Raw genomic sequence first — 23,379 nt, forward strand, 5'->3', positions numbered from 1 at the left:
TGATATTGTTATTCGAGAGCTTAATTGCAGTATTTATTGACGTCGTTTTGGTATTGTTTAATCAGGCTGTCGCGATTGGCCAAGCGTGCGCTTTCGGCGACTTGGCGGTTGATTTTGGCGATTTTGCAGTTTTCCAGCTTGTTTTGGCGGTTTTGCTCTTCGATTTTTTTATTGCGCTCTTCGATTTGTTTGTTTTGTTCCGCGACCTGTTCGTTGGGCTGCTCGGCAACCGGTTCAGATGCTGCAACAGCAGGCGCAACGGCAGGTTTGACGTTGTGCGTGCGGATGTTGACCACGCCGGAACGCTTCGGTTGCAGACGGTTTGGCGTATCGGAATAGCTGTTGCCCGATGCGCCTTTCCAAGTGTAAACCTCGGCCGCACCGGTCAGGGCGGCGGAAGAGAGAAGGGCTGCTGTCAGACAGGTTTTGAGTGCGGAAGATTTCATGGATTTCCCTTATGTAAATGATGTTCTCATTCGACCTATTTTACTTGAAACTGCAATGCGTTGGCATATTTTTGTACTGCGGATCAAATCATGTAAAAAAATAACGTTAAAACATGTATTGCCAATGTTAGCATCAAGCCGGTGTGATATAATGCCGTGCATCTTGCACAAACTGAAAGACCGAGCATCATGCGTATTGTAGAAAAAGCCTATACTTTCGACGACGTTTTGTTGGTTCCAGCGCACTCAAACGTGCTACCTCGAGATGTCAAACTTCAAACCAAACTCACCCGCGATATCACGCTCAACCTCCCTCTACTTTCTGCTGCAATGGATACCGTTACCGAAGCGCGTCTGGCCATCTCTATGGCTCAAGAAGGCGGCATCGGCATTATCCATAAAAACATGACGCCGGAGTTGCAAGCGCGTGCCGTTTCCAAAGTGAAGCGCCATGAGAGCGGCGTGGTGAAAGATCCCGTTACCGTTGCGCCGACCGCATTGATCCGCGAAGTCTTGGAAATGCGCGCACAACGCAAACGTAAAATGTCCGGTCTGCCTGTTGTTGAAAACGGCAAAGTGGTTGGTATCGTAACCAACCGCGACCTGCGTTTTGAAAACCGTGTCGATCTGCCGGTTTCTGCCATCATGACCCCTCGCGACCGTTTGGTTACCGTTCCTGAAGGTACCAGCATCGATGAAGCCCGCGAAATCATGCATGCGCACAAAGTTGAGCGCGTTTTGGTATTGAACGACCAAGACGAACTCAAAGGTCTGATTACAGTTAAAGATATTCTGAAAACAACCGAATTCCCTAATGCCAACAAAGATGCCGAAGGCCGTCTGCGCGTCGGTGCCGCGGTGGGTACCGGCGGAGATACCGAAGAGCGCGTCAAAGCATTGGTAGAAGCCGGCGTGGACGTGATTGTGGTCGATACTGCCCACGGCCATAGCCAAGGCGTTATCGATCGCGTGCGCTGGGTAAAAGAAACCTATCCGCACATTCAAGTCATCGGCGGCAACATCGCGACTGCTAAAGCCGCTTTGGATTTGGTGGCTGCCGGTGCGGATGCCGTTAAAGTCGGTATCGGCCCAGGCTCGATTTGTACGACCCGTATCGTGGCAGGCGTGGGCGTGCCTCAGCTGACTGCGATTCACAATGTTTCCGAAGCCCTGAAAGGTACAGGCGTTCCCCTGATTGCCGATGGCGGTATCCGCTTCTCCGGCGATATTGCCAAAGCTCTGGCAGCAGGTGCATATAGCGTCATGCTCGGCGGTATGTTTGCCGGTACGGAAGAAGCACCGGGCGAAATCGAACTCTACCAAGGCCGCTCTTACAAGTCTTACCGCGGCATGGGTTCGTTGGGTGCGATGAGTCAAGGCTCTGCCGACCGCTACTTCCAAGACAAAACCGACAGCACAGACAAATATGTTCCTGAAGGCATCGAAGGCCGCGTTCCTTACAAAGGCCCGATCGTGAACATTATCCACCAGCTGACCGGCGGTCTGCGCTCCAGCATGGGTTATTTGGGTTGCGCCAATATTGCTGAAATGCACGAGAAAGCAGAATTTGTGGAAATCACTTCTGCCGGTATGAGCGAATCTCACGTTCACGACGTACAAATCACTAAAGAAGCACCTAACTACCATCGTTAAACCAGTATAAAAAGGTCGTCTGAAAATATTTCAGACGGCCTTTCTGTTTTTATAAGGTTTTAAAAATGAAGAGAATATTGCTTGCCGCCGTTATGCTTAGTATTTGGGGCGTGGTATTTGCAGAATAATTGGGGAGACAAACGCTTCACGCGCTCAAACCAGAGTGCATCTGTTGAAATGACATGTATCAACTAGTACGTTTTGAACTGAGCGATTAAACCAAGTTTCAGACGGTCTTTTAAAAATCGCATTACAATAAGCCAAAATTAAAAACACATTCCATTATGTCCAAAAAAATCCTGATTATTACCCCAAGCTGGATTGGCGACTGCGTCATGACCCAACCGCTTTATCGCCGTTTGCATGAGCTGCATCCCGGCTGCACTATTGATGCTTTTGCGCCCAAATGGTCGATGGCCGTATTTGAGCGCATGCCTGAAATCAACCGTGTGATGGAAAACCCGTTTGGACATGGTGCATTGGAATTGAAAAAACGCTGGCGTATCGGGCGTGAATTGGGAAAAGAAGGCTACGATCAAGTGATTGTTTTGCCCGGTTCGCTCAAATCCGCCATTATTGCCTTGGCTACGGGCATTAAGCAGCGTACGGGCTACGTCGGCGAATCGCGCTATTTTTTGCTGAACGATATCCGCAAGTTGGATAAGGCCGCGTTGCCTCTGATGGTTGACCGCTATACTGCGCTGGCGCATCCGACCCAAGCGGATTTTAACGGGCATTCCGATAATCCGTGTTTCACGATTGATCCTGAAAGCCGTCAAGCCGCTTTGTCAAAACATGGTTTGATGACAGATAAACCGATTTTGGCATTTTGTCCCGGTGCGGAATATGGCCCGGCCAAGCGTTGGCCTGCGCGTCATTTTGCCGAACTCGGCCGCCGATATTTAGCCGAGGGTTGGCAGGTTTGGCTGTTTGGTTCTCAAAAAGATTTTGATATTGCAGATGAAATCAACCGACTTTCAGACGGCCTGTGTACCAATCTTTGCGGCAAAACCAATCTTCCTGAAGCCATTGATCTGTTGTCTTGCGCCGATACGGTCGTGTGCAACGACAGCGGTCTGATGCACCTTGCGGCTGCGCTTGATCGGAAATTGGTTGCGGTTTACGGCTCATCCAGCCCTGACCATACGCCGCCTCTAAGCCAAAAGGCAAAAATCGTCAGTTTGAATTTGGATTGCTCGCCTTGTTTCAAACGCGAATGTCCGTTAGGGCATACGGATTGTTTGAATAAGCTGACGCCGGATAGGGTGCAAAAAGCGGCGGAAGAGCTGGCTCGTTCGGCGTAATCCAATAAAAATTAGATGGAAAACAGCAAAGGGTGGATTTGAGTCTGTCCTTTTAATCTTTCGTTTCTTTTATTTTGGGGCTGTACTAGATTAGCAGATATGTTACCCATCGAAATATGAAGATAACGCACTGCAAATTAAAGAAAAAAGCACAGAAAGAACTGCTCCGTTTTTTTGTATTGGAAGTTACCACCCGTTCTGCCGCCGATATTTTGGGTATCCATCCCAATTCAGCAGCACTGTTCTACCGTAAAATCCGCACGGTTATCAACTATCATTTGGCCTTGGCTGCCGATGAGGTTTTTGAGGGCTCTGTCGAACTGGACGAAAGCTATTTCGGCGGACGGCGTAAAGGCAGACGTGGTCGCGGTGCGGCAGGAAAAGTGATTGTCTTCGGCATTCTGAAACGCAACGGACGGGTCTATACCGTTGTGGTGGATAATGCCAAGTCTGAAACGTTACTCCCTGTCATTAAAAAGAAAATCATGCCGGACAGCATTGTTTACACGGATAGCCTGAGCAGCTACGACAAGTTGGACGTGAGCGGTTTCATCTATTACCGCATCAACCATTCCAAGGAATTTGCAGACCGTCAGAACCACATTAACGGCATTGAGAATTTTTGGAATCAGGCAAAACGTGTCTTGCGAAAATACAACGGAATCGATCGCAAATCTTTCCCGCTGTTCTTGAAAGAATGCGAATTTCGATTTAACTTCGGCACACCGTCCCGGCAGCTAAAAATCCTGCGGGATTGGTGTGGAATTTAGAGCTAATCTAGTACAGCCCCTTTATTTTTTAACAAAAGGCCGTCTGAAAATTATATTTCAGACGGCCTTTTTTTGGTTTGAAATCAATACATCCGATTATTTTTGATGCAGATTGTAAACGTATTCGACTTCTTCGCGGCTGCCCATGAATACGGCAACACGTTGGTGCAGGCCGGTAGGTTGGATGTCGAGCATGGCTTCGATGGCGTTATTTGATGCGCCGCCGGCTTGTTCCATAATCAGGCTCATCGGGTTGGCTTCGTACATCAAGCGCAGTTTGCCCGGTTTGGATGGGTCTCGTTTGTCTTGCGGATACATGAATACGCCGCCGCGCATCAGGATGCGGTGAATTTCGGCAACCATGCTGGCTACCCAGCGCATATTGTAGTTTTTGCCGCGTACGCCGGTTTCTCCTGCCAGCAATTCGTCAATGTATTGTTGAACAGGGGCGAACCAATGTCTTTGGTTGGACATATTGATGGCGAATTCTTTAGTGGATTCGGGAACGCGCGGATTTTCTTTGGTCAGCAGGAATTGGTTGGCATCGTCCAAAGTGAAGACGAACACACCGTGACCGACAGTCAGTACCAGTTGGGTTTGCGGACCGTATAAAACATAACCTGCGGCTACTTGATTGCGGCCTTTTTGTAGGAAAGACTCGGTAGTCAATGCGCCTTCAGGTTTCGCCAAGATGGAGAAGATGGTGCCGACGGAGATGTTGACGTCGATATTGGAAGAGCCGTCCAGCGGATCAAACAATACCAAATAGCCGCCGTTTTCGTGTGTGGCGACATAGGTGTCTTCTTCTTCGCTGGCAAGGCCTGCGATGTTGGCATTGGCTTTTAAAACATCAATCATGATGTTGTTGGCGATGACGTCAAGTTTCTTTTGGTCTTCGCCTTGGATGTTGCCGGTACCTGCCATGCCCAAAACGCCGGAAAGCGCGCCGAGGCGGACTTTGGCGTTGATGTCCAAACAGGCTGAGGCCACGGATTCCAATACGCTGGCCAGCTCTTGTGGCAGTTTGTGTTCGGGCAGGTGTTGGGCTAAGAATTGGCTCAATGTATTCATGGTTTCACTCTTTTCCTAAGTTTGAATCGAATATTTTTCAATTTCAGGCCGTCTGAAAACGGTGTGTTTATTTGGTTTTGCTGTCAGCCATGCCTAAAACTTCTTTAGTGCAGGCGATGCTGGTGTCTTTGATGCGTTTTTTCAGCTCGTCACTCATGGAGTCGCTGCCGCCCAAAAGCGATGTCGCTTCTTCAGGATTGATTTGGTCGACTGTTTTTTCGCCGATACAGCGGCAGATTTTTTCAGTGGTCGCGGAATCAAACGGGCTTTTTCCGGAAGCTTTTTCTACACAGGCTTCGGTTGCCGAGCGGACAAATTCGGTGCGGAAACTTTGGGTAAATTCTTCTTTAAATTCGTTTTTTACAGATTCGCTGCACGCGCAAAGCAGGAGTGTGCAGGCTAGGGGTGTGCGTATATTCATGAGTGGACGGTCGTTAATTGTTATGTTGTGAATTGTAGTGGAAAAAGGCTTAAGTATAAAGGGTTAAGGCCGTCTGAACAGGTATGGCGGCAAAATCGAAGTGCTTGGGTATGCGTTCAGACGGCAGCGTTTATTTCGTTTTGCTTTCCAATACATAATGCGCGCCGGCATCTTGCGCCAAAATTTTGGTAAGTTCGGGCAGATTGTTTGGCAGCTGTTCGGCAAGCATATAGGGCGGGTTGATGACGAACATACCGCTGCCGTGCATACCGAAGCCGTCACTGCGCGGCGTATGGACATGAAGCTCGGCGTGTAGATAGTTGTCGGGAGCGATTTTTTTGAGTTCGTCCGGCAGTTTGCGGCTTTCTTCGCGGCTCAGGCAGGGATACCAAACCATGTAGCAGCCGGTTTCAAAGCGTTTCAAGGCATCTTTCAAAACTTGGACGACACGGCGGTAGTCTTGTTTGCCTTCGTAGGGCGGATCAATTAAGACGGCGGCGCGGCGGGGCGGAGGAGGCAAGAGTGAAATCAGGCCTTGATAACCGTCTGCTTGGCTGACCTGCACTTTACGCGGCGGACGGACTTCGCGCATATTGTTTTGCAAATGAACAAAATCGGCAGGGTGCAGCTCAAAGAGGCGCATTTTGTCGCTGTCGCGCGTGAGCGCCTGTGCCAGCCAAGGCGAGCCGCAGTAAAGGTTGTCTTGCGGCAGTATTTGTTTCAGACGGCCTACAAATTCGGCCAATTCGGCAGGCAGCTTGTCAGCTTGTTCCAAGAGCGCAATGCCTTGTTTGTATTCGCCGACTTTTTGCGCTTCATCACCGCTCAAATCATACAAACCGGCACCGCTGTGCGTATCGATATACCAATAAGGCTTGTCTTTGCGGTTGAAATATTCGAGGACGAGGAAGAGGGTAAAGTGCTTGAGCATATCGGCATGGTTGCCGGCATGGAAGGCGTGGCGGTAGCTGAGCATGATCGGGCTGCGGAAATAAAAATCCGATTATACCCCAAACCATCGCCACCACCGCTTTCAGACGGCCTTTGTGCCTGGAAAATGCTACAATATCCGCCTTATCGTACCATCGGAAAGAAGACATCATGTTTACAGGCATCGTACAAGGCATGGGCAAAATTACAGACATCGCCCAACCTTCGCCCGACTTTCGTACCCACACTGTCGAGCTGCCCCCCGAAATCGCCGACAATCTGCAAACCGGCGCCTCTGTCGCCAACAACGGCTGCTGCCTGACCATTACCCGAATCGACGGCAACAAAGTCAGCTTTGATTTGATGGACGAGACTTTACGCAAAACCAATCTTGGCAGCTTGAAAGTCGGCGACAGTGTCAATTTGGAACGCGCGGCGCGGTTTGGCGATGAAATCGGCGGTCATGTGATGAGCGGCCATGTGATGGCGGTTACCCGAATTTCCCGTATCGAATCCAGCGAGTTCAACCGCACAGTTTGGTTTGAGCTGCCGGAAAACCTTAAGCCCTACATTTTGACCAAAGGCTTTGTCGGTTTGGACGGTTGCAGCCTGACCATAGGCGAAGTCAGCGACAGCGAATTTTGCGTACACCTGATTCCGGAAACGCTGGAGCGTACCCTGTTTGGCAGCCGCAAGGAAGGCGACCTCATCAATATTGAAATCGATCCGCAAACCCAAGCCGTTGTCGATACCGTTATGCGAGTATTGGCGCAAAAGGCCGTCTGAAAAAAAGAAAGCCAAAATGAAATTATCCAATTTTTTGAAAAAAGCCAATTCCGTTTTAAACCGTCTGGATTTAATCCTGCCTGACGAAGCCGGTAAAACCGACTGGCGCGCTTTGGCCTACCGTTGGCACAGCGTGGGCAAAAAAGGTATTTTGGAAAGCCTGCCGCGTCCGCATACGTTTCCTTTGAGCAGATTGGCGGCAGTCGGTTCGCAAACCGACAGGCTGAAACGCAATACCGAGCAATTTTTGGCAGGCCGTCCGGCAAATAATGTCTTGATGACCGGCGCGCGCGGTACGGGTAAATCTTCCTTGGTTAAAGCATTGTTGCACGAATACGCCGAGCGCGGCCTGCGACTGATTGAGGTGGACAAAAGCGATTTGATCAGCTTGCCGGCTTTGTTGACGTTGTTGTCCGAGCGCCCTGAGAAGTTTATCGTTTTCTGCGATGATTTGTCGTTTGAAACCGGCGATGAGACCTATAAAGCCTTGAAAACTGCTTTAGACGGTGGACTGTCGCAACGTTGCACCAATGTTTTGGTTTATGCCACTTCCAACCGTCGTCATTTAATTCCCGAATACATGGATGAAAACGGCGGTACTACGGGCACTCGCGGCGAAATCCATCAGAAAGAGGCCGTTGAGGAGAAAATCTCCCTTTCCGACCGCTTCGGCTTATGGCTGAGTTTTTATCCTTTCGATCAAAACGATTATTTGACCGCCGTAGCTAACTGGTTGGACGATTTCAATGTGCCTTTTGACGATACGGCGCGCCAAGCCGCGTTGCAATGGGCGCAAATGCGCGGCAGCCGTTCAGGCCGCTCGGCATGGCAGTTTGCCTGCGACTGGGCAGGCCGGTTGCCGGAAGAAAGAGTGTTGGATTAAGGCTGAAAAAAGCAAAGGCCGTCTGAATATGGTTTCAGACGGCCTTTTTGTATTTTTATTTATCCATCAGCGTAAGCATGAAGACAACCATTGCTGGCGTTGGCGCGGATTGAGCAGATGGTAGAGGCGGTATTGGATTTCCATTTCATCCACAGCATAGTCCATGCTGGAGAGGTAGCGGTTTTCAACATAATCGCGGGCGGCGTTTGAATCGAATGAGTCGCCGGAGAGGATTTTGATGATGGTTTGACGACGGTTGCGGTCGGAGCGTACGGTTTTGCGGTAGGCTTTATCGTTGATTTGTTTGAAGTCGGTACGCAGGCGGCGCAGGGCGGCGTGTTGGTCGGCCGATAAATTGAGCTGTCGGATGTCGCAATTCGGGTGGAAGTCGTCCAAAGTGGCCAGAAACGGACTGGCGTGTGCAGGCAGACTGGAACAGAGTAGGGCAAGTGCTAAGAAAATAAAAGTCGGATAGCGGGAAAGTGCAACAGACACGGTGTTTTCCTAATGTTTCATCAGGTTTGGAAATATAACCGATAAGCGTGTGAAAGGCAGTATCAATGCAGTTAACTTTTGTTAATGATGTTAGATTTTTTTGCACATGTATGTAATCTAATAATTTATTTTCAAAGCCTTACTATGTGATTATAAGTTTCATTAATGTATATGAAATGTAAATTCATAAAAATGACGGCAGAGATGTTGTCGGCAGCATACAACATAGGGTTAAAAATGCGATAATGACAAAGGAACACACTTTAGGAGAATAAACATGACCGACTACCGTATTGCCCCCAGTATTTTGTCTGCCGATTTTGCCCGCTTGGGCGAAGAGGTTGGCGAAGTTATCCGCGCCGGTGCGGATTTGATTCATTTTGACGTGATGGACAACCATTATGTACCGAATCTGACTTTCGGCCCTATGGTTTGCGCGGCTTTGAAACCGTATGCAACCATGCCGGTCGATGTGCATTTGATGGTTGAGCCGGTGGACGATTTGATTCATGCGTTTGCCAAAGCCGGTGCCAATATCATTACTTTCCATCCCGAAGCCAGCCGCCATGTCGACCGCAGCTTGGGTTTGATTAAAGAATACGGCTGTCAGGCTGGTTTGGTATTGAATCCTGCTACGCCGGTCAATATTCTGGAAAACGTTTTGGATAAACTGGATATGGTGTTGCTGATGTCGGTCAACCCGGGCTTTGGCGGACAAAGTTTTATTCCGAATACGCTGGGGAAAATCCGCAAAGTGCGCGAGATGTTGGATGAGTATGAACGGCAAAGCGGCCGCCATATCGCATTGGAAGTCGATGGCGGCGTGAAGACAGACAATATTGCTGAAATTGCGGCGGCAGGTGCGGATACGTTTGTTGCCGGCTCGGCGATTTTTGGCAAACCGGATTACAAAGCCGTTATTGATGAAATGCGTCAACAGTTGGCGCAAGTCGGATAACTAAGCCGGGATATTCTTGGTTTCCAAACTTTAAATAATCAATGTTTAATATTAAAGGCCGTCTGAAATGATTTTCAGACGGCCTTTTGTTTTAGCCTAAACCCTTATAGCGGCCATTTCAATGCAGGATTGCTTTCAATGACTGCTTTGAATTGGTTTTGAATACGCTCAATCGCTTCTTGCGTATCCGCTTCAAAACGCAATACCAAAATCGGCGTGGTATTGGAAGCACGCATCAGGCCGAAGCCGTCAGGGAATTCAACGCGCAAGCCGTCGATGGTGATGATTTCGGTCACACCTTCAAACTTGGCATTGGCAGCCAGCTCTTCAATCACTTTGTGGCCGTTGCTGCCTTCGGGCAGGTCGATGTTGAGTTCCGGAGTGGAAATGCTTTGCGGCAGCTTGTTCAACACTTCGGACGGATTGTCGAAGGCAGACAGGATTTCCAAGAGGCGTGCGCCGGCATACATACCGTCGTCGAAGCCGTACCAGCGTTCTTTAAAGAAAACGTGGCCGCTCATTTCTCCGGCAACCAGTGCACCGGTTTTTTTCATGGTGGATTTGATGAAGCTGTGGCCGGTTTTTTCCATCACAGGATCGCCGCCGTGTTCTTTAATCCAAGGTGCGAGCAGGCGGGTGGATTTGACGTCGAAAATCACTTTGGCTTTAGGATTGCGGCTCAACACGTCTTGCGCGAAAAGCATCAGTTGGCGGTCTGGATAGATGATGTTGCCGTCTTTGGTGACCACGCCCAAGCGGTCGGCATCGCCGTCAAATGCCAAGCCGATTTCAGCATTGCCGTTTTTGAGCTCGACGATGAGGTCTTGCAGGTTTTTCGGTTTGGACGGATCAGGGTGGTGATTAGGGAAATTGCCGTCCACTTCGCAGAAAAGTTCGGTCACTTCGTTGCCCAAACCTTTGTAGAGTTTGCCTGCAAATGCGCCGCCGACACCGTTGCCCGCGTCAATCACGATTTTCATCGGGCGTTTGATTTTGATGTGGCCGACGATGTTGTTGTGGTATTCGCCGGAGATGTCTTTTTCGGTTACGCTGCCTTGTTTGTCGGCGGCAACAAAACCGTCTTTCTCAACAATAGCTAAAAGTTCTTGAATGGCTTCGCCTGCGAGCGTGTCGCCGCCGAGCATCATTTTGAAACCGTTGTAATCGGGCGGATTGTGGCTGCCGGTAATCATCACGCCGCTGCCGCCGCATTCGTTGATGGCTGCGAAGTAAAGCATAGGAGTGGCAACCATGCCGACGTTGAGGACATCGATGCCGCTGTCTGTAAAACCGCGTTGAATTTGTGCCATCAGGCCGGGGCCGCTCAAACGGCCATCGCGGCCGAGTGCGATGCGGGTAATGCCTTTTTCGGAGGCTTTGGTGGCAATGGCTTTGCCGATTAAGTAGGCAGCTTCGTCAGTCAGAGTTTTACCGACGATGCCCCGGATGTCGTAGGCTTTGAAAATGTCGCGGGCGATATTTGCCATGTGGATTTCCTTTAAATTTAAGTGGAAATAATGGGGTTTATTCTAACACGGCTAAAAGGCCGTCTGAAAAAATCAGACGGCCTTTTGTCGTTACATCAAAGAACAGTGTTGTTTGGACGAATCAATTGTTGAAAGTGTTGCACTGGTTGATGTCGCCGCTTTCCAAACCGCGCTTGAGCCAAGTCATGCGTTCTTCGGACGAGCCATGGGTAAAGCTGTCGGGAACGACATAGCCCTGCGCCTGTTTCTGCAAGCGGTCGTCGCCGACGGATTCGGCGGCAAGCATCGCTTTTTGAATGTCTTCTGTTTTGAAGATATTGTTGTTGATGGCGTAGTGTCCCCAAATACCGGCGAAGCAGTCGGCCTGCAATTCGAGTTTGACGGAAAGGGCATTGGCCTCTTTTTTGCCGACTTGCTGTTGCATTTTGTGGATTTTAGGCAGAATGCCGAGCAGGTTTTGAACGTGATGGCCGACTTCATGGGCAATAACGTAGGCAAACGCGGCATCGCTGGCGGATTCGAGCTTGGTGCGCATGTCTTCGTAGAAACTCAAATCCAAATAAACTCTTTGGTCGCCCGGACAGTAAAACGGGCCCATGGCAGATTGGCCCGTACCGCAGGCGGTGGACGTACTGCCTTCATACAACACCATGGTTGTCGGTGTGTAGTGTTGGCCGTGTTGCTGGAAATATTTACTCCATGTTTTTTCGGTATTAGCAAGGACGACACGGGACAGTTCTTTCAACTCGGCTTCTTGTTGGCTGTCGAGTCGGGAAGCTTGCTGGGTAGGAATGCCCATCGAAGATGAGCCGCCAACCAAACCGCTCAAATCCACGCCGTAATATGCGCCGATCAAAACCACGATAATGCCGAGTATGCCCGGCGTTTTACCGCTGCCGCCGCCACGGCTTCCGCGGCGATCTTCGACGTTTTGGCTTTGTTCACGACCTTTCCAATCCATAATGCGTATCCTGTGTAATTTTCATGCGGCGGATTATACTATGGAATGTCAAATGTGTTTGATCGAATTGTGAATATTGCTTGAGGCCGTCTGAAAATGCGGCATCGGGAAAGTGAAAACGGCAGTATCTTTCAGACGGCCTTGGTGTTTGTTAGAATGAACAAACCTACTATTGGGAGATATAAGATGAAAGTCAGCAGTAAAGCTATTGTCAACGGCGAATTTGAAGACAAATACGGCAAGCGCGGCAGCCAGTTCAGCCCGAGCGGTATGCCTTCTTATTCGATTCCTTTTGAGATTGAAGATGCGCCTGAAGGAACAAAATCGTTTGCCGTGGTGCTGGAAGACAAAGATGCCATTTCAGCATCCGGCTTCGTATGGACGCATTGGTTGATTTCGGATTTGAAACGCACTTCCGTGGCAGAAAATGAAAGTATTTCTGCAACAGATTTCACACAGGGCGCGAACACTTGGGCGAGTGCGTTGGGTAAATTTGAAATTGAAGAGGCTTCTTTTTACGGCGGTATGGCACCACCGAACAACCGCCATCGTTATGAACTGATTGTGTACGCGCTGGATACTGTTTTGGATTTACCGCGCGGTTTCCGCTTTAATGAGCTGCATTTTGCCATGCAGGGTCATGTCTTGGATTCGGCATGCGTGGTCGGTACTTATGATGTGTGACGGTATGCGTCATTATTGAAAAACAGCCTATCCGGTTTTAATTCGGACAGGCTGTTTTTATGGGAAATCAAATCAATTAAACCACTTCGGCTTTAGTGATGATGACTGGTTCGCTCGGTACGTCGTCGTGGTAGCCGTGACGTTTGGTAGAAACGCCTTCGATGGCATCGACAACGTCAAAACCGTCAACGACTTTACCGAATACGGCATAGCCCCAGTCTTGGACTACGGTTTTGCCGTACAGCTCTTTAGAACGGAAGTTCAGGAAAGCGTTGTCGGCAGTGTTGATGAAGAATTGCGCGCTGGCAGAATGAGGATCGGAAGTACGCGCCATGGCGATGGTGTATTTTTCGTTAGGCAAACCGTTGGACGCTTCGTTTTGAATCGGATCGCGGGTTTCTTTTTCGTTCATGTTTTCATCCATGCCGCCGCCTTGAATCATGAAGCCTTTGATGACGCGGTGGAAGATTACGCCGTCGTAGAAGCCGTCTTTAACGTATTGCTCGAAGTTTTTAGCTGTAACGGGGGCTTTGTCGAAATCGAGTTCGATTTTGATATCGCCTTTGTTGGTGTGCAGGATAATCATGGGTTTCCTTTCGTTAGAATCCGGTTTTGAATCATTCGTTAAATTGTGTCTGAACGACAAACTTCAAGGCCGTCTGAAAAATATTCTTTCAGACGGCCTGGGATATGGTTTTACGGGTTTACGGCATCAGGACGAAATAAGCCCACAGCGCAACCAATACGATACAGAGGACGTTCAGCAATAAGCCAACGTTCATCATTTCGCGTTGCTTAATCAAGCCTGTACCGAACACAATCGCGTTAGGCGGCGTGGCAACCGGCAGCATGAAGGCACAAGATGCGCCAATGCCGATGACGAATACCAAGACTTGTTCGGGCAGACCCATTTGTGCGGCGATGCTGGCGAAAATAGGTACAAGCAAGGCGGCGGAAGCCGTGTTACTGGTGAACTCGGTCAGGAAGATGATGAAGGCGGCAACCACGAAAATCACCAGCAATGCAGGAGAATGGGAGAACGTGGAAGCAACTTGCTGACCCAGAGCTTCAGATGCGCCGGAAGATTGCAGCAATGCGCTCAAGCTGATACCGCCACCGAAGAGCATCAATACACCCCAGTCGGTATTGCGGGCAACTTCTTTCCATTGCGCCACGCCGAATACGACGACGGCAACGGCGGCAATCAGGGCAATAACGGTATCAGGGTTGGAAATACCAAATGCGGCTTTGATTTTGGAGCTGAATACCCAAGCGATGGCGGCTGCCAAGAAAATCAACAGCGCGATAACGCGGTGCAAAGTCCAAGGGATAGATTCGGCTTTAACTTCTACACGCTCGTTCAAATTAGGTTTGAGGATGACGTACATGGAGAACAGCATCAGCGGCAGAATCAACAGCATCATCGGCAGGCCGAGCTTCATCCAGCCGACGAAGTCCAAGTTTAGCGCTTTGGCGGCAATCATGTTCGGCGGAGAACCGACCACGGTGCCCAAGCCGCCGATACTGGCGCAGTAGGCGATACCGAGCAGGACGAAAACGTAGGTTTTGCGTTCTTTTTCTTGATCGAGGTGGCTCATCATACCCATTGCCAAAGGCAGCATCATCGCGGCAGTTGCAGTGTTACTGATCCACATAGACAGGAAGGCGGTAACGGCAAACAGCATCAACACGGCAACTTTCATATTGCCACGGGACAGGCGCAACAGGCTGACAGCGATTTTACGGTCGAGACGCTGCATGTGCAGGGCGGTTGCAAGCGCGAAGCCGCCGAAGAAGATGTAAATCGTCGGGTCGGAGAAACCGGCCATCGCTTTTTTGATGTCCATATCCGGGAAACCGAGTACAACGGCAAGGATAGGGATCATCAGTGCGGTAACGGTAATGTGTACGGCTTCGGTAAACCAAAGTGCCGCAACGAAAATCAACAGCGCGATACCTTTGTTGGCATCGGGGCTGTAGGGAAGGATGTAATAAATGCCGAAGCAGACAACAGCAGAGATAATGGTCGTCAGCAGTCCTTTAAAGTCGGTAATCGGCTTCTGCGCACTGAGAAGCTCGACGTTCTCAGGATGCTGAGTCTTATCCTTGGCGTTTAAGTCCATGATGTATTCCTCTGAAACATGATTGGTTTTTCTTTTCAGCCGTACGTTCAGACGGCCTAATAGGCGACAGTATATTTGTAATTTGATGTAGTGTAAACAAATTGTAAATTGTTTTTTAGAAATGAAATGAAAACCGGATAAGCAGCAAGAAAACTGCTTATCCGGCGGAATGAAGATCCATCGTGAGTTAATAAGAATCAGGACAAATCGGTAAAACTGCCAAAATTACGGCAGGGTCAGTAATACCATCCTGATTTATATGGATTTAAACATTTTGCGTCAGATTGTCTTGTTCCTTAAACAATAAACCGCAAACGGCCAGACCTGCCGCTGCCAGCAAGGCTCCAGCAATGCCGATATTGGAAAGGCCGAACCAAGTGGTCACATAATGCCCCAAAAGCGCACCGCCGCCGATACCGACGTTGTACAAACCTGAATAAATTGAGTTGGCCACATCTGTTGCATCCGAGGCGAATGCCAAGACTTTCGACACCATGCCCAAGCTGACGATGACGATGGCCACGCCCCAAATAAACACCAGCGCGTATACCGCATAAGGGAAAGCGGCAAACGGCAGAAGCAGCAGGGCGGATAGCAGGATGACCGCCACCGCGCCGAGCATAAACAAACGTTGCGCTTTGGCAAACCATTTGCCGAATAGATAAGATGCGGCAAATCCTGCCAAACCGTACAGGCTTAAGACTATTGTTACTTGTTCTGCCTTAAATCCGCCAACTTGCAACACAAAAGGCTCGATATAGCTGTATGCCGTGAAATGTGCCGTAATAATCAACACCGTCATTGCATAGAGCAGCATCAGGTTGCGGCGTTTGAACAAACTCGGCAGACTGCTTAAAGAGCCGGTATTTTGGCTTGGTAAAGCAGGCAGGTTTTTGGCCAACACCAGCATTACGCCGGCAGCACAGACCCCGATCAGCAGGAAGCTGAGCTGCCAGCCGAAGTATTGCCCGACCACGCGCCCCAGCGGAATACCCAAAACCATCGCCAAAACCGTACCCGTACTGAGCAAGCCCAGAGCCTGATTGGTTTTGCCCGTGGGCGCAAGCCGTACCGCCAAAGAAGCCGTAATCGACCAAAAGACCGCGTGTGTCAGCGCAATCCCGATACGGCTGACCAAGAGGATGTTGAAGTTCCAAGAAAAGAACGACAGCGCGTGAAACAGCGCAAACAGTGCAAACAGCATCAGCAATAATTTGCGCCGTTCGATGTTTTTCGTCATCAGCATCAGCGGCAGCGATAGGAGCGCAACAATCCATGCATACACCGTAATCATCATGCCCACTTCCGTTGCCGGTTTGCCAAAGCTCTGACCGATGTCGCTCAAAAGCGCAATCGGAATGTATTCGGTGGTATTGAAAATAAATGCACCCACCGCCAGCGCGCATACGCTAACCCATTGTTTGAATGTTGAAGTCATTATTATGTCCGTTTGATGAAGCAAAGGGCGTTATTGTACGCCTATCTGCATTTTTCAGACGGCCTTAATGAAGAATTTGCAAGCTGTTTGTGTAAGGAGTAAAGTATTTGGCAACTATATTTGTTTGAATGAAAGGAAATACAAATGCAAACTGTTACCCTCAATATCGACGGCATGACCTGCGGCGGCTGCGTGAAAAGCGTAACCCGTCTTTTGGAAGGCGTAGAAGGCGTGGAAAAAGCAGAAGTCAGCTTGGAAAACAAAAATGCAGTGATTACTTTTGATGAAAGCAAGACAGATACCGATGCGCTGATTGATGCCGTAGAAGACGGCGGATACGATGTGGCTTTGTAACCGATAAGCGTATTTTGAAAAGGCCGTCTGAAACGCTTCAGACGGCCTCTGTCTCTTGATAACTTACTTTTTGCCATTATTTGGATTACACCGCCACACGGGTAAACAAAAGTTTTCGCGCATATCTGAAGCAAAGCGGCGGCAAGTGGCTGCCGTATTACGACGAGGCCTGTACCAAACCGTTAGCGGCCGACTAAGGCTACCTGAAACTTTTCAGGTAGCCTGTTTCTATTCTGCCCAAGCCGCCTAACTCTCCTCCAGCCCGGCCAAAATCGAACAATCCGGGAAGTCGTCTCCCGCGCAGGCATCGTGCCAACGTTGCAGCTCGGCCACCATGCCCTGCAAGCGTTCGATTTTGGCTTCCAGCTCGGCGATGTGCCGCGCGGTGAGCGTTTTCACTTCGCGGCTGGTGCGCTGCGGGTTGTGTTGCAGGCTCAAAAGCTGCCCGATCTGCGGCAGCGAAAAGCCCACTTCCCGCGCATGGCGGATAAAGCGCAGCCGGACAAGGTCGGCCTGTCCGTAGCGGCGGTAGCCCGCTTCGCTGCGCGCGGCCGGGGCGATTAGGCCGTGCTTTTCGTAGTCGCGGATTTGTTTGGCGGAAAGGCCGCTCTCGGCCGCGGCCTGGCTGATGTTCATCATGATGCTTGACCTTTACTTCGGGTAAAGCTTTATAGTGGCGGCACTTAGCGGGAAAGCAAGAGCAGACCCATCATTTCAGGTTACCTGAAAGCTTTGGCTGCAACGGGCTTTAAAACCTCAGCCTCATTCCAACAGAAAGGAAACCCTATGCAAACCATCACATTAAACATCGAAGGCATGACCTGCGGCGGTTGCGTGAAAAGCGTTACCAGCATCCTCGAAGGCGTAAACGGCGTGGACAAGGCCGAAGTGAGCCTGGAAAACAAGAACGCCGTCGTGGAATTCGACCCCGCCCAAACCAACCCCGCCGCGCTGATAGAAGCGGTGGAAGACGGCGGCTTTGATGCGGCTTTGTAAATCGAATCGCAACAAATCGACTGCAACACCCCAAAGGCTACCTGAAAACCCTGCTCCGCTTTTTTCAGGTAGCCCAACCACATTCAGAAGGAAGAAACCATGCAACAAAAAGTCCGTTTCCAAATCGAAGGCATGACCTGTCAGGCCTGCGCTTCGCGCATTGAAAAAGTGTTGAACAAAAAAGATTTTGTCGAATCGGCAGGGGTAAACTTTGCCAGCGAGGAGGCGCAGGTTACGTTTGACGACAGCAAAACTTCCGCTGCCGACATCGCCAAAATCATTGAGAAAACCGGTTACGGCGCAAAGGAAAAAACGGAAGATACATTGCCGCAACCTGAAGCAGAACACCATATCGGCTGGAGGCTGTGGCTTTTGCTGGCCATTAATATTCCGTTTTTAATCGGCATGGCAGGCATGATGATCGGGCGGCACGATTGGATGATTCCGCCTGTATGGCAGTTTGTGCTGGCAAGCGTGGTGCAGCTTTGGCTGGCCATCCCGTTTTACAAAAGCGCGTGGGCAAGCATTAAGGGCGGGTTGGCGAACATGGACGTGCTGGTTACCATCGGCACGGTATCGATTTACCTGTATTCCGTTTATATGCTGTTTTTCAGCCCGCACGCGGCGCACGGCATGGCACACGTGTATTTTGAAGTAGGCGTGATGGTGATCGGTTTTGTGTCGCTGGGCAAATTTTTGGAACACCGCACCAAAAAATCCAGCCTGAACAGCTTGGGCTTGCTGCTCAAGCTCACGCCGACCCAAGTCAACGTGCAACGCGATGGCGAATGGAAACAACTGCCCATCGACCAAGTACAAATCGGCGACCTTATCCGCGCCAACCACGGCGAACGTATTGCTGCCGACGGCATCATCGAAAGCGGCAGCGGCTGGGCGGATGAGAGCCATCTTACCGGCGAATCCAACCCCGAAGAGAAAAAGGCGGGCGGCAAAGTGTTGGCAGGCGCGCTGATGACCGAAGGCAGCGTGGTGTACCGCGCTACGCAGCTCGGCAGCCAAACCCTGCTCGGCGACATGATGAATGCGCTCTCTGAAGCACAAGGCAGTAAAGCACCGATTGCGCGCGTAGCCGATAAAGCGGCGGCGGTATTCGTGCCTGCCGTCGTGGGCATTGCGCTTTTGACTTTTATCGTTACTTGGCTGGTGAAAGGCGATTGGACGGTGGCGCTGATGCACGCCGTCGCCGTTTTGGTGATTGCCTGCCCGTGCGCGCTCGGTCTGGCAACGCCCGCCGCGATTATGGTCGGCATGGGCAAAGCAGTGAAACACGGCATTTGGTTTAAAGACGCGGCGGCAATGGAAGAAGCCGCCCACGTCGATGCCGTCGTACTGGACAAAACCGGCACGCTGACCGAAGGCAGGCCGCAGGTTGCCGCCGTCTATTGCGTGCCCGACAACGGCTTTGACGAAGACGCTTTATACCGCATCGCCGCCGCCGTCGAACAAAACGCCGCCCACCCGCTCGCCCGAGCCATCGTTTCCGCCGCCCAAGCGCGCGGCTTGGATATTCCCTCCGCGCAAGATGCGCAAACCGTTGTCGGCGCAGGCATTACCGCCGAAGTGGAAGGCGTGGGTTTGGTGAAAGCAGGCAAAGCCGAATTTGCCGAACTGACCTTGCCGAAGTTTTCAGACGGCGTTTGGGACATTGCAAGCATTGTTGCAGTCTCGGTCGATAACAAACCCGTCGGCGCATTCGCACTTGCCGACGCATTGAAAGCCGATACCGCCGAAGCTATAGGCCGTCTGAAAAAACACAATATCGATGTCTATATTATGAGCGGCGACAACCAAGGCACGGTCGAATACGTCGCCAAACAACTGGGCATCGCACACGCCTTCGGCAACATGAGTCCGCGCGACAAGGCAGCCGAAGTGCAGAAACTCAAAGCCGCCGGCAAAACCGTGGCGATGGTCGGCGACGGCATCAACGACGCCCCCGCGCTCGCCGCCGCCAACGTCAGCTTCGCCATGAAAGGCGGTGCGGACGTTGCCGAACACACCGCGTCCGCCACGCTGATGCAGCATTCGGTCAACCAGCTCGCCGATGCCCTGCTGGTGTCGCAGGCAACGTTGAAAAACATCAAGCAAAACCTGTTTTTCGCCTTCTTCTACAATATCTTGGGCATTCCGCTCGCCGCGCTCGGCTTTTTAAACCCCGTCATCGCAGGCGCGGCAATGGCGGCAAGCTCGGTTTCGGTATTGGGTAATGCCTTGCGCCTGAAACGGGTGAATATTGAGTGATAATATAAAGGCCGTCTGAAGACTGTTTTTTCAGACGGCCTTTAATCCATATTTTCTGATTTTGAGACTCAAGCGGGAGTTTGTTGTATGGACATGATGTTGTTTACCAATATTGTATTGATTGTTTTATGTATTTTCACCATGTTGCTGGTGTGGTCGCGCAACTGGAAACGCAAGCAGGCTTATTTTGAGAAAATCAAAAGCAATTCGGAAAACCTCAAGTGGGTCGGGCAGAATCTGACCGGTCAGGAATGGAAGGATTGGAAAACCGTGAGCGACCGTTTTGGGCTGCCTATATTGCAGGCCAAGCAATTAATTGATTTTTATAAAAACAGTCAGCGTTAATTGATGATTTGACGATAGAACTTGATTGAAGTTAAGGCCGTCTGAAATAGCACTCTTATAATAATATAAGTGATATTTCAGACGGCCTTGCTGTTGGTTCAAATAAAGGGAGGAGAACAAAAATGACCGTTTACTTACTCGGCGATTCCGTGCGGCTTGCTTCGGAGCCTTACACGCGTGCAGCTTTGCCTGAGGCGGAAATTGTTTCTCCATCGGAAAACTGCCGTTCGTCGCATGATGTGTTAGAGCATATCGGGCAATGGACAGAGGGCGCGACTGCGGGAGATATTATCCACATCAACTGCGGTTTGCACGATATCCGCTACAATCAAGGCTGTAACGGGCCGGTGGCCGATATAGAAACCTACCGCAGCAACCTGACCCAAATTTTCGATTATCTGAAACAGACAGGGGCAAAAATTATTTGGGCGAGCAGTACGCCGTTTTTGGAAAGCGTACACAATATCGTCAAACCCTCGCGCCGCTATCTGGCCGACTTGAAGGCCTATAACCGTGTGGCGGAGGATTTGGCAAGGCAATATGGTTTTACCGTCAATGATTTATACAGTCTGATGTTTGAGCAGGATTTGACCGATGTGATGCTGTGCGATGGACTTCATTTCAATGAGTTCGGCAGTAAGATGATAGGCGAGGCAGTAGCCGAAGCGATATTGAAACAGTTGTGCTAACTTGACGTAATCCATTTTTATTATGTTTTTAATATTGAGACAGACTTTAAGTTGCAACCCAATATCTATTGGGGTATAGTGATTACTCTTATCAACATGAAACTAAGAAGGAATAAATGATGACTGGCAAATTAGATCAAATCAGCGGTGAAGTAAAAGAGAAAGCCGGCGAAGTTCTTGACGATTCCAAACTCAAAGCTGAAGGCGTAGTTCAACAAGGCGTCGGTAAGACAAAAGAAGTTGCTGCGGATGCTAAAGAAAAAGCAGAAAACTTTGCAGGTGAAGCCAAAGAAAAAGCGGCGCACTTCGCAGGCGAGGCTAAAGAAAAAGTAGAAAACTTTGCAGGTGAAGCTAAAGAAAAAGCAGCTCATTTAGCCGGTGAAGCCAAAGAGAAAGTAGCACACTTGGCTGAAGAAGCCAAAGAAAAAGCTGAAGGCTTGATTAATGATATTAAAAGCAAATTTTAATATTTAAAGAATAAAAGGCCGTCTGAAAGATTTTTCAGACGGCCTTTGTTTATGGTTTTAAAGTTTAGGCAAACTGTTTGCCAAATTCGATAAACTCGTCTTTTTTGGCTTTGGCTTTGCCGGAGTCGATGGCTTCTTGCGCGGCTTTGACACCGTCCGCCAGCGATGCGACCACATTTCCTGCGTAGAGCGCGGCGGCTGCATTGAGGACGACGATGTCGCGTGCGGCACCGACTTTGCCATCCAGCACTTCGTTCATTTTTTGCAGGGATTCTTGCGCGTTTTTGACTTTGATTTCGTCCAAATTGCGGCGGATTTCCATGCCGAAATCGGCCGGGCTGATATCGTATTCGGTGATTTTGCCGTCTTTCAGTTCGGCAACGCGGGTTTTGCCGGTCAGCGTGATTTCATCCAAACCGCCTTCGCCGCACACAACCAAAACATGCTTGGAACCAAGCTGTTGCAATACGCGGGAAAGAATGCCGCACAAGTCGATGTGGAACACGCCCAAGAGTTGGTTTGCCGCGCCGGCAGGATTGGTCAACGGGCCCAAGATATTGAAGATGCTGCGGAAGCCGAGCGAACGGCGGACAGGAGCAACATAGCGCATGGCGCTGTGGTGGTTGGGCGCGAACATAAAGCCGATGCCGGTTTGCTGAATGCTTTGGGCAACCTGTTCGGGGTTGAGGTTGAGGTTGGCACCCATTTGTTCCATAACATCAGCAGCACCGCTGGATGAAGAAACGGAGCGGCCGCCGTGTTTGGCGACTTTCGCACCTGCCGCAGCCGCGACAAACATGGAAGTCGTGGAAATATTGAAGGTTTTGGCACCGTCGCCACCCGTGCCGACAATATCGACCAAGTCATCGGCGTTTTCCAGCGGCACTTTGGTGGCAAATTCGCGCATCACGCTGGCTGCGGCGGTAATCTCGGAAACGGTTTCAACTTTAATCCGCAGGCCGGTCAGGATGGCGGCGATTTGCTCGGGAGGAACTTGGCCGCTCATGATTTGGCGCATGAGGTCGGTCATTTCATCGTAGAAAAGTTCGTTGTTGCTGATGAGGCGTTCAATCGCTTGTTGAGGGGTAATCATGATTTTTCCTTTGTTTGTGTCCGATGTGATTCAGGCCGTCTGAAAATGCGGTTTGAACATTGTCAAACACCTTTCAGACGGCCTTTCATTAAGATTTTTGCGGGCGGTAGTCTTTGAATTCTTCCAAGAAGTTTTTCAGCATATCGTGGCCGTGTTCGGTCAGCAGGGCTTCGGGGTGGAACTGTACGCCTTCGACGGCATATTCTTTGTGGCGTACGCCCATGATTTCACCGTCTTCCGTCCATGCGGTAATTTCGAGGCAGTCGGGCAGGGTGGCGCGGTCGATGGCCAGGCTGTGGTAGCGCGTGCAGTTGACTGGATTGGGCAGGTCTTTAAACATGCCTGTGCCGTGATGGAAAACAGGGGAGACTTTGCCGTGCATCATCGTTTGCGCGCGCACGACATTGCCGCCGAACGCTTCGCCCATGGTTTGATGGCCGAGACACACGCCCATGACGGGCAGCCTGCCGGCAAAGTGCTGCATGGCTGCAACAGAAATTCCTGCTTCTTTAGGGGAACAAGGGCCGGGGCCGATGACCAGATATTGCGGTTTTAGGGCTTCGATTTCTTCGATGGTGATTTCATCGTTGCAACGTACCAAAACTTCCTGCCCCAATTCGGCAAAGTATTGGACGATGTTGTAGGTAAAGCTGTCGTAGTTATCAATGAATAAAAGCATTTGCAAACCTTTAATGACATCTTGGCAGACAGGGTAAGGCCTGCCAAAAGTGTAAAAATCGTTTATGTTTGCATAATATCACAA

General features: G+C 50.2%; 26 protein-coding genes. 13 read left to right on the forward strand and 13 right to left on the reverse strand.

From position 1 onward, the window contains the following. Positions 1-20 precede the first annotated feature (20 nt). Positions 21-446 (reverse strand): DUF4124 domain-containing protein, encoded by a 426-nt coding sequence (locus tag ACTHTJ_RS01280; RefSeq protein ID WP_070584220.1) that lies wholly within the window; start codon positions 444-446, stop codon positions 21-23. A gap of 189 nt (positions 447-635) precedes the next feature. Here ACTHTJ_RS01280 and guaB point away from each other — a divergent pair, with 189 nt between their 5' ends. From guaB to ACTHTJ_RS01295, 3 genes are all read left to right on the forward strand, one after another. Next, on the forward strand, positions 636-2,099 hold the full coding sequence (guaB, locus tag ACTHTJ_RS01285; protein ID WP_003678893.1) for an IMP dehydrogenase: 1,464 nt from the start codon (positions 636-638) through the stop codon (positions 2,097-2,099). Between the two features lie 284 nt (positions 2,100-2,383). Beyond that, positions 2,384-3,403, forward strand: a complete 1,020-nt coding sequence (waaF, locus tag ACTHTJ_RS01290) for a lipopolysaccharide heptosyltransferase II (RefSeq protein WP_070584222.1) — start codon at positions 2,384-2,386, stop codon at positions 3,401-3,403. Positions 3,404-3,519: 116 nt separating this feature from the next. Then, on the forward strand, positions 3,520-4,173 hold the full coding sequence (locus tag ACTHTJ_RS01295; RefSeq protein WP_440360736.1) for an IS1595 family transposase: 654 nt from the start codon (positions 3,520-3,522) through the stop codon (positions 4,171-4,173). 96 nt (positions 4,174-4,269) lie between these two features. On the opposite strand, the gene ACTHTJ_RS01300 is transcribed toward ACTHTJ_RS01295, so the two are convergent. The 3 genes from ACTHTJ_RS01300 to ACTHTJ_RS01310 all read right to left on the reverse strand — a co-directional run bounded on the left by ACTHTJ_RS01300 (position 4,270) and on the right by ACTHTJ_RS01310 (position 6,641). Next, complete coding sequence (locus ACTHTJ_RS01300) at positions 4,270-5,244, reverse strand: class 1 fructose-bisphosphatase (RefSeq protein WP_070583371.1); 975 nt, start codon at positions 5,242-5,244, stop codon at positions 4,270-4,272. 67 nt (positions 5,245-5,311) lie between these two features. Continuing rightward, positions 5,312-5,665 (reverse strand): hypothetical protein, encoded by a 354-nt coding sequence (locus tag ACTHTJ_RS01305; protein WP_070583373.1) that lies wholly within the window; start codon positions 5,663-5,665, stop codon positions 5,312-5,314. 130 nt (positions 5,666-5,795) lie between these two features. Next, positions 5,796-6,641, reverse strand: coding sequence for a 23S rRNA (adenine(2030)-N(6))-methyltransferase RlmJ (locus ACTHTJ_RS01310; RefSeq protein ID WP_070583375.1), 846 nt, complete (start codon positions 6,639-6,641; stop codon positions 5,796-5,798). A 125-nt stretch (positions 6,642-6,766) separates the two neighbouring features. On the opposite strand from ACTHTJ_RS01310, the gene ACTHTJ_RS01315 reads away from it, so the two are divergent. Further along, positions 6,767-7,381, forward strand: coding sequence for a riboflavin synthase (locus ACTHTJ_RS01315; RefSeq protein WP_003683409.1), 615 nt, complete (start codon positions 6,767-6,769; stop codon positions 7,379-7,381). A 16-nt stretch (positions 7,382-7,397) separates the two neighbouring features. Continuing rightward, positions 7,398-8,264, forward strand: coding sequence for an ATP-binding protein (locus tag ACTHTJ_RS01320; protein WP_036472369.1), 867 nt, complete (start codon positions 7,398-7,400; stop codon positions 8,262-8,264). Between the two features lie 66 nt (positions 8,265-8,330). Here ACTHTJ_RS01320 and ACTHTJ_RS01325 read toward each other — a convergent pair whose 3' ends face one another. After that, positions 8,331-8,759: a Spy/CpxP family protein refolding chaperone gene (locus tag ACTHTJ_RS01325; RefSeq protein WP_070583377.1), complete on the reverse strand. Its 429-nt coding sequence runs from the start codon at positions 8,757-8,759 to the stop codon at positions 8,331-8,333. Between the two features lie 277 nt (positions 8,760-9,036). Here ACTHTJ_RS01325 and rpe point away from each other — a divergent pair, with 277 nt between their 5' ends. Next, complete coding sequence (gene rpe, locus ACTHTJ_RS01330; protein WP_070583379.1) at positions 9,037-9,717, forward strand: ribulose-phosphate 3-epimerase; 681 nt, start codon at positions 9,037-9,039, stop codon at positions 9,715-9,717. Between the two features lie 104 nt (positions 9,718-9,821). Here rpe and ACTHTJ_RS01335 read toward each other — a convergent pair whose 3' ends face one another. Together ACTHTJ_RS01335 and ypfJ are read right to left on the reverse strand one after the other, a co-directional pair. Next, on the reverse strand, positions 9,822-11,204 hold the full coding sequence (locus tag ACTHTJ_RS01335; RefSeq protein ID WP_440360735.1) for a phosphomannomutase/phosphoglucomutase: 1,383 nt from the start codon (positions 11,202-11,204) through the stop codon (positions 9,822-9,824). Positions 11,205-11,325: 121 nt separating this feature from the next. After that, positions 11,326-12,165 (reverse strand): KPN_02809 family neutral zinc metallopeptidase, encoded by an 840-nt coding sequence (ypfJ, locus tag ACTHTJ_RS01340; protein WP_070583383.1) that lies wholly within the window; start codon positions 12,163-12,165, stop codon positions 11,326-11,328. A 186-nt stretch (positions 12,166-12,351) separates the two neighbouring features. Here ypfJ and ACTHTJ_RS01345 point away from each other — a divergent pair, with 186 nt between their 5' ends. Further along, positions 12,352-12,849: a YbhB/YbcL family Raf kinase inhibitor-like protein gene (locus tag ACTHTJ_RS01345; RefSeq protein WP_002232090.1), complete on the forward strand. Its 498-nt coding sequence runs from the start codon at positions 12,352-12,354 to the stop codon at positions 12,847-12,849. A 76-nt stretch (positions 12,850-12,925) separates the two neighbouring features. Here ACTHTJ_RS01345 and ACTHTJ_RS01350 read toward each other — a convergent pair whose 3' ends face one another. The 3 genes from ACTHTJ_RS01350 to ACTHTJ_RS01360 all read right to left on the reverse strand — a co-directional run bounded on the left by ACTHTJ_RS01350 (position 12,926) and on the right by ACTHTJ_RS01360 (position 16,410). After that, entirely contained in the window at positions 12,926-13,435 is a 510-nt protein-coding gene (locus ACTHTJ_RS01350) for a peptidylprolyl isomerase (RefSeq protein WP_004519830.1), read from the reverse strand. Positions 13,436-13,553: 118 nt separating this feature from the next. Further along, positions 13,554-14,972 carry an SLC13 family permease gene (locus ACTHTJ_RS01355; protein WP_070695531.1) on the reverse strand — a complete coding sequence of 473 codons (1,419 nt, stop codon included), beginning with the start codon at positions 14,970-14,972 and terminating at the stop codon, positions 13,554-13,556. Between the two features lie 265 nt (positions 14,973-15,237). Beyond that, complete coding sequence (locus ACTHTJ_RS01360) at positions 15,238-16,410, reverse strand: sugar transporter (RefSeq protein WP_070583388.1); 1,173 nt, start codon at positions 16,408-16,410, stop codon at positions 15,238-15,240. A 144-nt stretch (positions 16,411-16,554) separates the two neighbouring features. Between ACTHTJ_RS01360 and ACTHTJ_RS01365 the strand changes: the two genes are divergently transcribed. After that, the gene (locus ACTHTJ_RS01365; protein WP_004519826.1) at positions 16,555-16,764 is read left to right on the forward strand and encodes a heavy-metal-associated domain-containing protein; all 210 of its coding nucleotides are present in this window, start codon (positions 16,555-16,557) and stop codon (positions 16,762-16,764) included. Between the two features lie 246 nt (positions 16,765-17,010). Here the strand turns inward: ACTHTJ_RS01365 and cueR are convergent, their stop codons facing one another. Further along, positions 17,011-17,403 carry a Cu(I)-responsive transcriptional regulator gene (cueR, locus tag ACTHTJ_RS01370; RefSeq protein WP_004519824.1) on the reverse strand — a complete coding sequence of 131 codons (393 nt, stop codon included), beginning with the start codon at positions 17,401-17,403 and terminating at the stop codon, positions 17,011-17,013. Positions 17,404-17,550: 147 nt separating this feature from the next. Here cueR and ACTHTJ_RS01375 point away from each other — a divergent pair, with 147 nt between their 5' ends. The 5 genes from ACTHTJ_RS01375 (at position 17,551) to ACTHTJ_RS01395 (ending at position 21,523) form a co-directional block, all read left to right on the forward strand. After that, positions 17,551-17,760: a heavy-metal-associated domain-containing protein gene (locus ACTHTJ_RS01375; protein ID WP_003674677.1), complete on the forward strand. Its 210-nt coding sequence runs from the start codon at positions 17,551-17,553 to the stop codon at positions 17,758-17,760. A gap of 99 nt (positions 17,761-17,859) precedes the next feature. Next, positions 17,860-20,022, forward strand: coding sequence for a heavy metal translocating P-type ATPase (locus ACTHTJ_RS01380; RefSeq protein WP_070583391.1), 2,163 nt, complete (start codon positions 17,860-17,862; stop codon positions 20,020-20,022). An 87-nt stretch (positions 20,023-20,109) separates the two neighbouring features. Continuing rightward, the gene (locus ACTHTJ_RS01385) at positions 20,110-20,367 is read left to right on the forward strand and encodes a thiol-activated cytolysin C-terminal domain-containing protein (protein ID WP_070583393.1); all 258 of its coding nucleotides are present in this window, start codon (positions 20,110-20,112) and stop codon (positions 20,365-20,367) included. 122 nt (positions 20,368-20,489) lie between these two features. Then, complete coding sequence (locus ACTHTJ_RS01390; protein ID WP_070583395.1) at positions 20,490-21,056, forward strand: SGNH/GDSL hydrolase family protein; 567 nt, start codon at positions 20,490-20,492, stop codon at positions 21,054-21,056. 119 nt (positions 21,057-21,175) lie between these two features. Next, the gene (locus ACTHTJ_RS01395; RefSeq protein ID WP_036490595.1) at positions 21,176-21,523 is read left to right on the forward strand and encodes a CsbD family protein; all 348 of its coding nucleotides are present in this window, start codon (positions 21,176-21,178) and stop codon (positions 21,521-21,523) included. A 64-nt stretch (positions 21,524-21,587) separates the two neighbouring features. Here the strand turns inward: ACTHTJ_RS01395 and trpD are convergent, their stop codons facing one another. Both trpD and ACTHTJ_RS01405 read right to left on the reverse strand, forming a co-directional pair. Further along, complete coding sequence (gene trpD / locus ACTHTJ_RS01400) at positions 21,588-22,616, reverse strand: anthranilate phosphoribosyltransferase (protein ID WP_070583397.1); 1,029 nt, start codon at positions 22,614-22,616, stop codon at positions 21,588-21,590. Positions 22,617-22,704: 88 nt separating this feature from the next. Beyond that, positions 22,705-23,295: an aminodeoxychorismate/anthranilate synthase component II gene (locus ACTHTJ_RS01405; protein WP_003683598.1), complete on the reverse strand. Its 591-nt coding sequence runs from the start codon at positions 23,293-23,295 to the stop codon at positions 22,705-22,707. Positions 23,296-23,379 lie beyond the last annotated feature (84 nt).

Source organism: Neisseria sp. P0018.S001 (assembly GCF_051957355.1).
GTDB lineage: Bacteria > Pseudomonadota > Gammaproteobacteria > Burkholderiales > Neisseriaceae > Neisseria > Neisseria subflava_A.

Excerpts from the sequence above, each read along its gene's own strand:
- ACTHTJ_RS01320 (WP_036472369.1), top strand. The coding sequence starts at position 7,398 with ATGAAATTATCCAATTTTTTGAAAAAAGCCAATTCCGTTTTAAACCGT.
- trpD (WP_070583397.1), bottom strand. The coding sequence starts at position 22,616 with ATGATTACCCCTCAACAAGCGATTGAACGCCTCATCAGCAACAACGAA.
- ACTHTJ_RS01305 (WP_070583373.1), bottom strand. The coding sequence starts at position 5,665 with ATGAATATACGCACACCCCTAGCCTGCACACTCCTGCTTTGCGCGTGC.
- ACTHTJ_RS01390 (WP_070583395.1), top strand. The coding sequence starts at position 20,490 with ATGACCGTTTACTTACTCGGCGATTCCGTGCGGCTTGCTTCGGAGCCT.
- cueR (WP_004519824.1), bottom strand. The coding sequence starts at position 17,403 with ATGATGAACATCAGCCAGGCCGCGGCCGAGAGCGGCCTTTCCGCCAAA.
- ACTHTJ_RS01395 (WP_036490595.1), top strand. The coding sequence starts at position 21,176 with ATGACTGGCAAATTAGATCAAATCAGCGGTGAAGTAAAAGAGAAAGCC.
- ACTHTJ_RS01335 (WP_440360735.1), bottom strand. The coding sequence starts at position 11,204 with ATGGCAAATATCGCCCGCGACATTTTCAAAGCCTACGACATCCGGGGC.
- ACTHTJ_RS01350 (WP_004519830.1), bottom strand. The coding sequence starts at position 13,435 with ATGATTATCCTGCACACCAACAAAGGCGATATCAAAATCGAACTCGAT.
- ACTHTJ_RS01360 (WP_070583388.1), bottom strand. The coding sequence starts at position 16,410 with ATGACTTCAACATTCAAACAATGGGTTAGCGTATGCGCGCTGGCGGTG.
- rpe (WP_070583379.1), top strand. The coding sequence starts at position 9,037 with ATGACCGACTACCGTATTGCCCCCAGTATTTTGTCTGCCGATTTTGCC.
- ACTHTJ_RS01385 (WP_070583393.1), top strand. The coding sequence starts at position 20,110 with ATGGACATGATGTTGTTTACCAATATTGTATTGATTGTTTTATGTATT.
- guaB (WP_003678893.1), top strand. The coding sequence starts at position 636 with ATGCGTATTGTAGAAAAAGCCTATACTTTCGACGACGTTTTGTTGGTT.
- ACTHTJ_RS01405 (WP_003683598.1), bottom strand. The coding sequence starts at position 23,295 with ATGCTTTTATTCATTGATAACTACGACAGCTTTACCTACAACATCGTC.
- ACTHTJ_RS01280 (WP_070584220.1), bottom strand. The coding sequence starts at position 446 with ATGAAATCTTCCGCACTCAAAACCTGTCTGACAGCAGCCCTTCTCTCT.
- ACTHTJ_RS01380 (WP_070583391.1), top strand. The coding sequence starts at position 17,860 with ATGCAACAAAAAGTCCGTTTCCAAATCGAAGGCATGACCTGTCAGGCC.
- ACTHTJ_RS01300 (WP_070583371.1), bottom strand. The coding sequence starts at position 5,244 with ATGAATACATTGAGCCAATTCTTAGCCCAACACCTGCCCGAACACAAA.
- waaF (WP_070584222.1), top strand. The coding sequence starts at position 2,384 with ATGTCCAAAAAAATCCTGATTATTACCCCAAGCTGGATTGGCGACTGC.
- ACTHTJ_RS01365 (WP_004519826.1), top strand. The coding sequence starts at position 16,555 with ATGCAAACTGTTACCCTCAATATCGACGGCATGACCTGCGGCGGCTGC.
- ypfJ (WP_070583383.1), bottom strand. The coding sequence starts at position 12,165 with ATGGATTGGAAAGGTCGTGAACAAAGCCAAAACGTCGAAGATCGCCGC.
- ACTHTJ_RS01315 (WP_003683409.1), top strand. The coding sequence starts at position 6,767 with ATGTTTACAGGCATCGTACAAGGCATGGGCAAAATTACAGACATCGCC.
- ACTHTJ_RS01345 (WP_002232090.1), top strand. The coding sequence starts at position 12,352 with ATGAAAGTCAGCAGTAAAGCTATTGTCAACGGCGAATTTGAAGACAAA.
- ACTHTJ_RS01375 (WP_003674677.1), top strand. The coding sequence starts at position 17,551 with ATGCAAACCATCACATTAAACATCGAAGGCATGACCTGCGGCGGTTGC.
- ACTHTJ_RS01355 (WP_070695531.1), bottom strand. The coding sequence starts at position 14,972 with ATGGACTTAAACGCCAAGGATAAGACTCAGCATCCTGAGAACGTCGAG.
- ACTHTJ_RS01295 (WP_440360736.1), top strand. The coding sequence starts at position 3,520 with ATGAAGATAACGCACTGCAAATTAAAGAAAAAAGCACAGAAAGAACTG.
- ACTHTJ_RS01310 (WP_070583375.1), bottom strand. The coding sequence starts at position 6,641 with ATGCTCAGCTACCGCCACGCCTTCCATGCCGGCAACCATGCCGATATG.